Here is a 12,799-nt window from a genome sequence, read left to right on the forward strand (position 1 = left end):
GGATAGAAAGCCGTTTGACCACGGCAAGATGAACATGAACGACAGCGAACCGAGTAGTGCGCCCAAGGTGCCAGATAATAATAGCGAACCTCCTTCTAGTCCCGCCTCCGCGCCAACGCGGGGGCCTACAATCTGGGAGCGCCTCAAGGCGATGATGGCGCTGCGCAGCGTTTCCCTGCGCCATGATTTGCGCGAAGCACTGGATGAACAGGGCGGCACCGATACGACCGATTTCTCCGAGAGCGAACGCACCATTTTGCAGAATGTGCTCAAGCTCAGCGAAGTATCAGTGGTCGATGTGATGGTGGAGCGGTCCGATATTCAGGCCGTCAGTTCCGATATCAATCTAGGGGGCCTGTTGGCCGAGTTTCGTCAGGCGGGCCATTCGCGCCTACCGGTTTATGATGACGGGCTGGACAATATTCTGGGTTTTGTGCACGTCAAGGACGTGCTGCACCGAATTGCCGAACCAAAGCCGATGGATACCTCCCCCAAGGATGTACCGGTGCGGCTGATTTCCTCGGCCTTGCGCCAGAAAGTTTCCAAACTCGATATTTTGCGCACGGCAATGTTCGTGCCCACCTCGATGCCGGTGGGGGATCTGTTGCAACAGATGCGTGCCAGCCGGGTGCATATGGCCATCGTGGTGGACGAATATGGCGGCACCGACGGGCTGGTGACGATTGAGGATCTGTTGGAATCCGTCGTCGGGGAAATCGAGGACGAGCACGACGAGCTCGAAGCCGCCCTGATCCGCAAGGTGGGTCCTGATACCTATCTGGCCGATGCGCGGGCCGAATTATGCGATGTGCAGGAATTGCTCGGGCCCGAATTCAATCCGGGCGAATATGCTGAGGACGTCGAAACGATTGGCGGGTTGGTTTTTGACCTGGCAGGGCATGTGCCCGCCAAGGGCGAGGTGGTATCCAAGCTGGATCATTTCGATTTCGAGGTTCTGGCCGCTGACAGTCGGCGCATCAAGCGCCTGCGCATTCGCCGACGGCGGCGCGAGGGTGAGCAGGTGGACACAAATACCGACGCCCATATGCACACAGCCGCAGAATGAACAAAATAGGCCCGGAGCAATCCGGGCCTTTTCATTTCTGGGTATGCGTGTGCAGTGCGGCGCTAGACCTGTTGGACGTTTTCAACGCCAGGAACAAAGTGGCGCAGAAGATTTTCGATGCCGTTCTTGAGCGTTGCGGTCGAGGAGGGGCAGCCCGAGCAGGCGCCCTGCATATGCAGGAAGACCGTGCCTTCCTTATAACCCTTGAAGATGATGTCGCCGCCGTCCATAGCAACTGCCGGACGGACACGGGTGGCGAGCAGTTCCTTGATAACTTCAACGGTTTCGCCGTCATCAGGTTCGAAGAATTCTTCGCCGCCATCATCCATCTCGACATCATCATTGCCTTCGGCGATGACCGGTTTGCCAGACAGGAAATGGTCCATGATAACGCCAAGGATGGCGGGCTTGATGTGGGCCCAGTCGGTTTGATCCTTGGTGACGGAGATAAAATCTGCGCCCAGAAAAACGCCGTTTACACCGGAAATGGCAAACAGGCCCGTGGCCAGCGGCGAAGCAGCGGCCGCAACCGGGGTGCGAAAATCGCGCGGTTCGCCGACGAGCACATCGCGGCCGGGCAAAAATTTCAGCGTCGCCGGATTCGGAGTGGCTTCGGTCTGAATGAACATGGCAGTTCCCATCGGAAACGAATTTGGAATGCTTCTAAAATAGTCATTTCCGCCCCATTTGCAAGGGCAATCGCCCATAGGGCAGGCGGCAAGGGACCAGCAATTATTTTTAGCAGACGGCGATGATTTCCTCATCAGTCATGCGACCGGGCACAATGGTCATGGGAATGGGCAGAGCGTGGGCCCGATTGGCAAAGTGCTGGACCAGTGGGCCGGGGTTTTCAGCCGATATGCTGGCGGCCAGCACCAGAATGGCGATGGCGCGATCCTGATTGATGACCCGCTCGATTTCCTCAAAGCCGCTGCCCTCGCAGACGACCGATTCGACCTTGACGTTGCCGATGGCTTTTAGCCGCTGCAGGCGCGCGTCGAGATCGCGCTCGGCCTGTTCGACCGCTTCGGCGCGCAAGACGTCTTCCACCCCCATGCCGATGAAGTCGGGCGGCTCAACAACCGACATCAACACCACGGTGCCGCCGGTGCGATGGACACGGTAGGCCGCAAAGGTGACGGCGCGGTCGCATTCGACAGTACCGTCAATAACCACGAGAAATTTGCGCTGGTATTCGGCGATATCAACCATGAGTCACATCCTTTTTCAGCGTATGAAGCCGACGATCTTGCGAACGTCCGACATAGTGGTCTCGGCAAGGGCGGTGGCGCGACCGGCGCCCTCGCGCAGATAGGCATCAATGGTGGCTGGATCGTTGATCAGACGGCGCATTTCATCAGCCATTGGCGCCAACACGGCGACCGCCAGTTCGGCCAGTGCGGGCTTGAAGGTGCCCCAACCCTTGCCGCCAAATTCGGCGATCACTTCGACCTTGGTCAGATCGGCCAGCGCCGCGTAAATGCCAACCAGATTGTCGGCTTCGGCGCGGCCCGCAAGGCCATCAACGGTTTCGGGCAGTGGCTCGGGATCGGTGGTTGCGCGCTTGATCTTTTTTGCGATGGCATCGGCATCATCGAGCAGGGAAATGCGCGACTGATCGGATGGATCCGACTTGCTCATTTTCTTGCTGCCATCGCGCAGGCTCATGATGCGGGTCGCGGGGCCGGCGATCAAGGGCTCGGTTATCGGGAAAAACTCGGGGTCCAGCCCCTGATCGGCAATGGACTTGGCATAGTCATTGTTGAATTTGGCGGCAATGTCGCGCGTCAACTCAAGGTGCTGTTTCTGGTCGTTGCCGACCGGCACATGGGTGGCCTTGTAAAGCAGGATATCGGCGGCCATCAGCGATGGATACGCCAAAAGGCCCAGCGACACGTTTTCGGAATTCTTGCCAGCCTTGTCCTTGAACTGGGTCATGCGACTCATCCAGCCGATGCGGGCAATGCAATTGAACACCCAGGCCAATTCGGCGTGCTGAATGACCTGGGACTGGTTGAAGATGATGGATTTTTTCGGATCGACTCCGGCGGCGATAAAGGCCGCAGCGACTTCACGGGTGGCGCGGCGCAGATCATCGGGGTCCTGCCAGACGGTGATGGCGTGCATGTCGACAACGCAATAAATGCATTCGTGGCTATCCTGCAGCGGCACAAAACGGCGGATGGCGCCGAGATAGTTGCCCAGATGCAAATCGCCGGAAGGCTGAATGCCAGAAAATACGCGCTGCACAAATGCCATGATAACTCCGCAGTATTGCACGTTCAAATTCGCGATCTGACCGAATAGCACAGCGCCAAGGCTGTCAACACAGGTCGGTGAGGTCGCTGTTTCAGGTTCGTCGCAAACGCCTTAGCAGCAGACCAAGCGGCTGGACACGCGAAAAATGCACCAGCACGAAATACATGACCACGCCATAGAGCATCAGCGAGGCCAGCGCAGCGGCTTGCATCAATAACGGTTGGCCGCTTGCCAGAAACCCTGCGCCGCGCTGAGCCAGTGCATAGAGCGCGCCCCCCATCAGGCAGGCAATGATGATGATGGCAAGGTGCCGACGCCACTCGGAAGCTGTGAGGGCAAAATGCCCGCGCCGGGCCAGAAAAATGGCCAGAAGCAACGCATTGAGCCAGGCCGAAACCGATGTCGCAATGGCGATGCCGACATGCAGCAGACTGGGAAACAGTAGCAACGAAATGCCGATATTTGTGGCCGCAGAAATGCCGGCAAAAATTGTCGGCGTCATGGTGTCTTCGCGGGCGAAATAGCCGGGCTGGAGCACTCGAATCAGCACATAGGCCGGTAACCCGACGGCGAAGGCAACCAGAGCATTGGCCGTCTGGATGGTGGCCAGTTCGGTAAAGGCACCCCGCTCGAACAGCAGGCGGACGATGGGTTCGGCCAGGGCCACCAGCGCGGCAGCGGCGGGCATCGACAGTAGCATCGAGACCAGCAAAGCCTGATCCTGACTGGCGCGGGCCTCGGCGGCGCGATTGCCCTTGAGGTGGCGCGACAATTCGGGCAGCAGCACCGTGCCAATGGCAATGCCGATTATGCCGAGCGGCAATTGATAGAGCCGGTCGGCATAGTTGAGAATGGCGATGGCCCCGGCGGCGCTGGAAGCGATAACGGTGCCGACGAACAGATTGATCTGGGTGATGCCGCCGGTCAAAATCGCGGGAATGGCCAATGTCCAGAACCGGCGCACTTCCCTATCGATTCTTGGCCACTGAAAGCGCGGTACGAAATTGGCGCGGCGGATCGACCAATAGACCAGCGCCAACTGGGCAACGCCGCCAAACATGGTGGCAATGGCAACCCAGACGGCGGCATCGGCGGGCGCCTGAACCGCAAAGGTTACCAGTGGGATCATCGCGGAAATATTGACGATGTTAAGGATGACGGGGGCAAAAGCCGCCGCGAAAAAGCGCCCCAGACTGTTGAGGATGGCGCCATAGGCGGCCATCAGCGACATGCACATCAGGTAAGGGAACATGATGCGGGTCAAAAGAACGGTCAGTTCGAATTTGGCCGGATCGTCAAAACCGGGCACGAACGGCACCAGAATGGTCGGCATGAATATTTCGGCCAGAATGGTCACCACAACCAGCGCCGCCACCAGCCAACTCATGATGCGCGCAGCCAGCAGCCGGGCCTGATCAGGGCCATCCTGTTCCAGCGCACCCGAAAACATCGGCACGAAGGCGGTGTTGAAGGCCCCTTCTGCAAAAAGCCTACGGAAGAGATTGGGAAAGCGGAAGGCGGCGAAAAAGGCGTCGGCGGCCGGGCCGGTGCCCAAAACGGCCGCCATCAGGGCATCGCGGGCAAAGCCGGCGATCCGACTGAGCAATGTCAGTGCGCCGACCGAAAGAAAGTTGCGGTAAAGGCTCATGGATCAGCTATTGACCGCCTTGGCGCGTTCCTCGACGGGTTTTGGGTTGAATACATCCAGCAAGGCTGCATGAATCTTGCGCTGACGCGGCTTGGAGGCAATCTTTTGACCGGTCAGATCGGTGACATAGAACACATCGACCGCCTTTTCGCCATAGGTGCCGATATGAGCCGAACCGATGGTGAGGTTGAGGTCGGAAATTTCGCGGGTCAATGAATGCAGCAAGCCGGTGCGATCCAGTCCCGAAACCTCGATGACGGTGAACTTTTCCGAGAGATTATTGGAGACCACCACATCGGCGGGCAATTTGAAAGGTTTCAAGCGGCGATTGAGCTTGCTGTCCTTGCCTGCGTCGATCAGCACATAGCGTTTACCCTGCAGCAATTGCTTGACGGTATCAATGATACGCGTGGCGCGGACCTTTTCGTCTTCGTCCGAGGCAAAAGTGCGTCGCAGGCGGAAGGTATCGATGGCGCGCCCGTCGCGGGTCGAGAAAATCTGTGCCCCGATGATTGAGGCCTCGGCCATGGTGCAGGCACCGGCGATAAGCGAGAGCAGGCGGGGGTGATCGGGGGTATAAAATGACACTTCGGTGATGCCTTCAAAGGCCTTGACGCGGATCGAGCCAGCAAAGGCCTCATCGACCCTGTCGGCAGCGCGGATCATTTGTGCATGGGCCACTTGCAGTTCGGGCTCGGCGCGCAGCCAGTAATGATCATATTGGCGCGCGGCATAGTCGGCGATCTCTTGTTCGGGCCAATCGTTGAGGTTTTCGGTAAGAACGCTGCGGGCCTCGTTGATCCGATCCAGATGGGTGACCTGGGAGTGCCCGCCCGATAGCAGCGGTTCGGTGGCAAAATAGAGAGACCGCAGCAGGGAGCCTTTCCAGCCGGTCCAGACACCGGGCCCAACGGCGCGAATATCGCAGGCGGTCAGGATCATCAGCAGCGCCAGACGTTGTGGCGATTGCACGACATCGGCAAAAGCCTTTGCCGTCTCGGGGTCCTGAATGTCGCGGGCCTGAGCCACTTCGCTCATCAGCAAATGATATTGGACCAGCCATGAAACAGTGTCGGTTTCAGCCGGGCTCAAGCCAAACCGCGGACAGAGCTTGCGGGCAACGCGTGCGCCGGCAATTGAATGATCCTCTGGACGTCCCTTGGCGATATCGTGCAGGAACAGGGCGACATAGAGCAGGCGCGTGTCGTTGAGCTGGGGCAGCAGCTCATGGGTCAGTGGCAGTTCCTTGCGCAGGCCGCCATTGGCAATTTCGGCCATGACGCCGACAGCGCGGATCAGGTGCTCGTCCACGGTATAGTGGTGATACATGTTGAACTGCATCAGGGCGACGATCTTGCCGAATTCGGGGACGAATTTTCCGAGAACGCCACTCTCATTCATTTGGCGCAGCATACGCTCAACCGACTGCGGCGCGGTCAGGATCGAGAGAAAATAGTTATTGGCCTTGGGGTCGTTGCGCAAATTGGTGTCGATCAGGCGCAGGCTGCGCGTGATCTGCTTGATCGCATCGGGATGGAACAGCAACTCCTCACGCCCCGCCACCAGGAACATCTTGATCAGATTGACCGGGTTTTTGGTGAAAACGTCAGGCTTGGCGATATTGAGCCGACCACTATCGACAACAAAATCCCCGTCGCCCTTGATCTTGACCTTGCCGCGCTTGAAGGGGGCAAAAACCCGTCCGACCAGATCCATGTCTTTGGCGTGATTGAATTCGAGCGAAGTGCAGAAAATGCGGGTCAGGTCGCCAACATCCTTGGCCACCAGAAAATAGCGCTTCATGAAGCGCTCGACCCCGAGCATGCCGACGCGTTTGGCAAAGCCCAGGCGCTCGGCCAGATCGGGCTGCAGGTCAAAGGTCAGTTTTTCCTCGGCGCGGCCGGTCAGGAAGTGCAGATTGCAGCGGACGGCCCACAAGAATTCCTCGGCGCGCTGGAACTGGCGATATTCGCGGGCGCTGAGCACGCCCTTTCCCACCAATTGCTGACTGGTCTTGAGCTGGTAGAAATATTTGCCGATCCAATAGAGGGTATTGAGATCGCGCAGCCCGCCCTTTCCGTCCTTGATATTGGGTTCAACCACATAGCGGGTATTGCCCATCAATTTGTGGCGTTCATCGCGTTCGGCCATTTTCGCGGCGATGAATTCGGGGCCGGTTTTAGCCATTATTTCGGTTTTGAACCGCTCAACCATCTGATCATAAAGGGTTTTATCCCCGGTCAGAAAGCGTGCTTCAAGTGTTGCCGTACGCACGGTCATATCCGAGCGAGCCATGCGCAGGCACTCATCAACCGAGCGGACGGCGTGGCCGACCTTCTGGCCGAGATCCCAAAGCATATAAAGAATATATTCGGTAACCTGCTCGCCCCAAGGGGTTTGCTTGTAAGGCAGAATGAACAGCAGATCAATGTCCGAGCCGGGCGCCAGCGTGCCGCGCCCGTAACCGCCAACCGCTGCGAGTGCCAGTGTTTCGGCCTCGGAGGGATTATCGACGGGATAAACGCGTTTGGTCGCAAACAAATGGACTGCCGAGATGATTTCATCTTCGGCATTGCACAGGTTCTGAGCACAGCGAATGCCTTTGCTGGTGGCCAGCAATTCAGCTTCGGCCTCCCTGCGTGCTGTTGCCAGTGTTTCGCGCATATGGGTCAGCACAATGGCGCGGGCGCCCGACGAATTGGCCGATTGATCACCGACGCGTTCATCCAGTTCGGCCAGAAGGGTCTGAGCGCTCTTGAGGGTGAACAGCGATTTGCGCGGTTTGACTTCAGCTTCGGCGAGCGACATCGCGGAGTTTCTTTAGTTCGTAGACCAGCTCGATTGCATCCCTGGGCGTCATTTCGTCGGGTTGGATGGTGTCGAGCCTTTCATAAACTGGATCGACCACTGGTTTTTCAACCGCAGGCCGATGGGCGAACAGCGGCAAATCGTCTAGCACGGCAGCAACGCTACCGGAAGAGCTTGTGCCGGTGGAGCGCTGCTCCAGAATTGTCAGCACCTGGCGCGCGCGGTTCAATACCGGGGTTGGCAATCCGGCAAGCTTTGCCACCTGAATGCCATAAGAACGATCCGCTGCCCCCTGTCCGACCTCATGCAGAAAAACCACGTCGCCTTCCCACTCGCGCACTTTCATGGTGACATTGGAGACGCGGGACAGGGTTTTTGAAGGCTGGTCAGTTCGTGAAAATGGGTGGCAAACAGCGCCCGGCAACCGGTGGTTTCATGCAAGGCCTCAACGGCCGCCCAGGCGATAGACAAGCCGTCAAAGGTCGCTGTGCCGCGCCCGATTTCATCAAGGATCACCAACGATCGCCGGGTCGCCCGGTTCAAGATAGCCGCGGTTTCGACCATTTCGACCATGAAGGTCGACCGGCCATGAGCAATATCGTCCGACGCACCGACGCGGGAAAACACCCGATCGACCACCCCGATATGCGCCGATGTCGCTGGCACGAAACTGCCCATTTGTGCCAGAATGGCGATCAATGCGTTTTGGCGCAGAAAGGTGGATTTACCACCCATATTGGGACCGGTGACCAGCCATAGACGGCCCCCGCCAATGGCGTCAGTGCCAGACAGATCAGCATCGTTGGCGACAAAGCTCTGCTGCTGGGCCGCTACCATTTGCTCAACCACGGGATGGCGGCCGCCGACAATGGCGAAATTGAGCGACTTGTCGATGGCGGGGCGGCAATAGTTGGCAGTTGCCGCAAGATGGGCAAGACCTGTGGTCACATCGAGTTCGGCCAGCGCATCGGCAATGGCGCGCAAACTGTCGGTGGCGGCCAGAACCTGCACACAAAGCTCGGTAAAGATCGCCGCTTCAATCTGCATGGCCGCGTCGTGGGCGCGGGCGATCCGCCCCTCCAATTCCGCCAGTTCCTGGGTGGTAAAACGCATGACGCTGGCCAGCGTCTGGCGGTGAATGAAGATTTCGCGCAGGGGCGCTTCAAGCAACCTGCTGCCGTGGGCCGAGGGGACTTCGACAAAATAACCCAAAACGCCATTGTGGCGGATTTTCAGGGATTTTACCTCTGTTTCATCAATCAGGCGCGCCTGAAGCGCGGCCACCACGGCGCGGGTTTCCGTCGCAAGGGCGCGCTCGGCGTCCAGTTCGGCATGATAGTTCTTGCGCACAAAACCACCATCGCGCGCCAGCAACGGTGGTTCGTCAACCAGCGCCGCACCCAATTCGGAAGCCAGTTGCAGGGGCGCTGCGGCCAGCGCCGAAACCAGCCTTGCCAATTCGATTGTGGTTGGAACGCCGTCAAAGCGCTGGGAAACCGCCATGGCGGCGGATATGGCCTGACCGATGGCCCCCAGGTCGCGCGGGCCACCCCGATCGAGAGCCACGCGGGTCAACGCCCGGGCCAGATCGGGCGCAGCCTTGAGGTCGGCGCGAAGCCGTCCGGTCAGCATGGTATCGTTGACCAGCATGGCCACCGCATCAAGGCGTCGGTTGATCGCTTCGGCATCGCACAAAGGCGCGGCAAGGCGCTGGGCGAGCAGACGGGAACCAGGCGCGGTCACTGTCAAATCCACGGCACTGCGCAGCGAACCCTTGGCGGCACCACGCTGGGTCGCCAGCAGTTCGAGCGAGGCGCGCGTTGCCAGATCGATGGCCATGTGCTCGGCGGATGCCGACGGCGCGGGCGGGCGCAGGGCAGGTGACTTGCCCTTCTGGCTATCAACAACATAGCCAACCAGCGCGCCAAGCGCCGAGCGGGCGGCGCGCGACCAGGCGGTGGGATCAACATCAGCGGCGGCGAAGGCGGTGCGCAACTGCGTGGTCGCGGTTTCGCTATCAAACAGATCAATCGAGAGGGGCGTGACCAGGCTGGCCAGATTGGGCGGCAGCAGGTGGGCTTCACTTAGCTGGGCGCGGGTGGCTTCGGTCATGAGCAGTTCGGCGGGATCAATCCGGGCCAGTTCGTCCTGCACCGCGTGCGCGGGCACATCCAGAACATGGGTTTCGCCAGTTGATATGTCGGCCCAGGCGAGAGCAAAGTCGGTTTCGCCGTGGCGAACGCTGGCCAGCGCCGCCAGAAAATTGGCAGCCCGCGCCTCCAGATGATCGTCTTCGGTCAGCGTTCCCGGCGTAATCAGCCGCACGACATCGCGCTTGACCACCGATTTTGCCCCGCGTTTCTTGGCTTCGGCAGGATCTTCAACCTGTTCGCACAGTGCAACGCGATGGCCCAGTTTAATCAGCTTGTTGAGATAATCATTGGCGGCGTGAATGGGCACACCGCACATTGCGATATCATCGCCAAGATGCTTGCCACGCCTGGTCAGGACGATACCCAGTGCGGCGCTGGCGATTTCGGCGTCCTCAAAGAACAGCTCGTAAAAATCACCCATGCGGTAGAACAGCAGATAGCCGGGATTTACCGCCTTGATCTCGAAATACTGCGCCATCATCGGCGTTAGCGCGGGGGTTTGCCCCGGGCTAATGGCAGCACTGTCTTGCGCCTTGTTCATCCAGCTCTTTGCCCAACGAGGAAAACGGGGAACTTACGAGCAAGGCGCACAAATTCCAACAGCTATCAGGCGGTTTTTCTCGCCTTGCTGACGCCCCGTTTTCGCCGTGCCGTCGGGCGTTCCGCATCCTCGGGCACCACGACCTTGCGATAGAGATGCCAGGTGGCGTGGCCAAAGATGGGAATGACAACCGCCAGCCCCACAAACAGGGGTAACGAGCCAAGGATAATGCCGGCCGTCACCATCAACCCCCAGACCGCCATGGGAACAGGATTTTTAAGAACAGCGCGAAAGGAGGTTTGCACCGCCACCAGCGCCCCAACGTCGCGATCAATCAGCAGCGGGAAGGCGACGACCGTGGTGCAGAGGGTGAAAATGGCGAACCCCAAGCCGATCAGATTGCCGACGATAATCAAGGTCCAGCCCTGTGGGGTGGTCAATATCTGGGCCAGCAATGTGTCCAGCGTCATGGGCGGGGCGGCGCTGAACAGTGCCTCATAAAGGCTTTGCGCGGCGGTCAGCCACAGGGTGAACACCGCAAATATCAAAATGGCAACGGCGCCAATCGAGGCGATGGCGGGCGAGCGGAACACGTCAAAGGCATGACGCCAGGACGTATCCAGCCCCGCTTCACGGCGGCGGCTTATTTCATAAAGGCCAATGGCGGCGAACGGTCCGACCAGCGCAAAACCGCCGAGCAACGGGTAGAGCAGGGGCCATGTGTAATATCCCGACATCCAGATCGCCAAAACAATGCCGACGACGGGATAGATGATGCTGAGCAAGACTAGATGCGATGGCTTTTCCCAGAAATCTGCCAGACCGGCCCGCAGACTTTCCGTCAGGTCAGCAATGGTGATCTTGCGAATGGTAGGATGGGCCAGTGTTTCGGTGGCACCGGCAACGACGTGAAAGTTTGACATGGTCTACTCCGCTCGTTTGGTGCAGAGACATTCGTCGGTTGGGCCAAAAATGTTACATTGACCCCGACGAAGCGGCGGTCTGCATTGGGGGTAGCTTAGCCAAGGTGCGTTGTTTTGTCGCGGATTTCCTTGAGATGTGATCGACCGGATTTGTGCCCGGCAAGAAAGCGCTATCGGCACGTCTGACCCGTGTTTCACGTGAATCCGGCCGATAGGCCAGGTTTGAACCCGGGTCGGGTGCCTTCCAACCATTGCGATTCGGGGTATTGTGTTTAAGCTTGCGGGCGACAAGGAGCCGGGATGGGTCAAGCGAACATGACTACGGACCGTGACGGCATTAGAGGAACAGGGTGGCACGCCTATGTGAGAGCGCTTGAGGCGAGCGCCGTGCCCATCGTGATCGCTGATCCGCACGCGGCCGACATGCCGTTGGTGTTTGTAAATTCGGCTTTCCTGGCGTTGACCGGCTATGGCGAGCACGAAGTGCTGGGCCGCAACTGCCGGTTCCTGCAGGGCCCGAAAACAGCGGAAGCCGATCGCCATTCCATCGCGCAGGGGCTGGTTAATCGTGTGGCAATATCCCTCGAAATCCTGAACTACAAAAAGGACGGAAGCGCGTTCTGGAACGAACTGCACATGGCGCCGATGTATGATGAGGCGGGCGGACTTGAGTTTTTCGTCGCTTCCCAGATCGATATCACCGAGCGAAAAGTGCGCCAGCAGGCGCTGCAACAGGCGCTGGATCAGCACACCGAAGCCTTGCGCCTGCAGGCCGAAGAGACACGCCATCTGGCGCACGAAATGACGCATCGCGTTCGCAATTCCCTGTCGCTGGTGCAAAGTATGCTGCGGCTTCAGGCCAGCTCATTGCAGGAGCAAAGTGCGCGCGAAGCCATCGTGAGCGCAATGGGGCGGATCGAGGCGGTGATTGAAATTCAACGCACCATAGAAAGCGCCGACGACGCGCCCGACGCCCGCATTGCCGATACTCTGGGAGCCTTGTGCGCCAAACTGACTCAGATCAGTCCTGTTCCTGTACAGAGCCAGCTTGAGGATGTTTCCGTGACGCGGGCGATGATGATGCCAATGGCGCTGATTGTTTCTGAACTGGTGACCAATGCGCAAAAGCATGGTTTTCCAGATGGGCGCACCGGCGAGATTACCGTGGGTCTGGCGCCCGTTGCGGGTGGCGCGATCCAATTGTCTGTTCAGGATAATGGCGTTGGTATTCCCAAAAAGTCTGAACTTGATGCAGCCCAAGGGTTTGGGATGAAAATGCTGCGCGGGCAGATCAGGCAACTGGGTGGCGCGTTGCGGGTGGAAAGTGGCGCGATGGGAAGCCTTTTTTGCGTGACCATCCCGGTCGAGGCAGGAACAGGCAAGGTGCCTGCCCCTTAGCTC

At 58.9% G+C, this 12,799-nt stretch carries 8 protein-coding genes and 1 pseudogene; 2 read left to right on the forward strand and 7 right to left on the reverse strand.

The window, feature by feature from the left end:
• Positions 1 to 34 precede the first annotated feature (34 nt).
• Positions 35 to 1,066, forward strand: coding sequence for a hemolysin family protein (locus tag PSQ90_RS07850; RefSeq protein WP_282212833.1), 1,032 nt, complete (start codon positions 35 to 37; stop codon positions 1,064 to 1,066).
• A 62-nt stretch (positions 1,067 to 1,128) separates the two neighbouring features.
• On the opposite strand, the gene PSQ90_RS07855 is transcribed toward PSQ90_RS07850, so the two are convergent.
• The 7 genes and pseudogenes from PSQ90_RS07855 to PSQ90_RS07885 all read right to left on the reverse strand — a co-directional run bounded on the left by PSQ90_RS07855 (position 1,129) and on the right by PSQ90_RS07885 (position 11,398).
• The gene (locus PSQ90_RS07855; protein ID WP_282212834.1) at positions 1,129 to 1,695 is read right to left on the reverse strand and encodes a NifU family protein; all 567 of its coding nucleotides are present in this window, start codon (positions 1,693 to 1,695) and stop codon (positions 1,129 to 1,131) included.
• A 109-nt stretch (positions 1,696 to 1,804) separates the two neighbouring features.
• The gene (locus PSQ90_RS07860) at positions 1,805 to 2,278 is read right to left on the reverse strand and encodes a universal stress protein (RefSeq protein ID WP_282212835.1); all 474 of its coding nucleotides are present in this window, start codon (positions 2,276 to 2,278) and stop codon (positions 1,805 to 1,807) included.
• Positions 2,279 to 2,293: 15 nt separating this feature from the next.
• On the reverse strand, positions 2,294 to 3,325 hold the full coding sequence (gene trpS, locus PSQ90_RS07865) for a tryptophan--tRNA ligase (RefSeq protein WP_282212836.1): 1,032 nt from the start codon (positions 3,323 to 3,325) through the stop codon (positions 2,294 to 2,296).
• A 91-nt stretch (positions 3,326 to 3,416) separates the two neighbouring features.
• Complete coding sequence (gene murJ, locus PSQ90_RS07870; RefSeq protein ID WP_282212837.1) at positions 3,417 to 4,973, reverse strand: murein biosynthesis integral membrane protein MurJ; 1,557 nt, start codon at positions 4,971 to 4,973, stop codon at positions 3,417 to 3,419.
• Between the two features lie 3 nt (positions 4,974 to 4,976).
• Positions 4,977 to 7,781, reverse strand: a complete 2,805-nt coding sequence (locus PSQ90_RS07875) for a [protein-PII] uridylyltransferase (RefSeq protein WP_282212838.1) — start codon at positions 7,779 to 7,781, stop codon at positions 4,977 to 4,979.
• A pseudogene (mutS, locus tag PSQ90_RS07880) lies at positions 7,762 to 10,415 on the reverse strand (DNA mismatch repair protein MutS). Before mutS ends, PSQ90_RS07875 begins: the two are co-directional and overlap by 20 nt.
• A gap of 125 nt (positions 10,416 to 10,540) precedes the next feature.
• Positions 10,541 to 11,398, reverse strand: coding sequence for a DUF2189 domain-containing protein (locus tag PSQ90_RS07885; RefSeq protein WP_282212839.1), 858 nt, complete (start codon positions 11,396 to 11,398; stop codon positions 10,541 to 10,543).
• A 315-nt stretch (positions 11,399 to 11,713) separates the two neighbouring features.
• Between PSQ90_RS07885 and PSQ90_RS07890 the strand changes: the two genes are divergently transcribed.
• On the forward strand, positions 11,714 to 12,796 hold the full coding sequence (locus PSQ90_RS07890) for a PAS domain-containing protein (protein WP_282212840.1): 1,083 nt from the start codon (positions 11,714 to 11,716) through the stop codon (positions 12,794 to 12,796).
• Positions 12,797 to 12,799 lie beyond the last annotated feature (3 nt).

This window comes from Devosia rhodophyticola, from assembly GCF_028816475.1.
Classification (GTDB): Bacteria; Pseudomonadota; Alphaproteobacteria; order Rhizobiales; family Devosiaceae; genus Devosia; species Devosia rhodophyticola.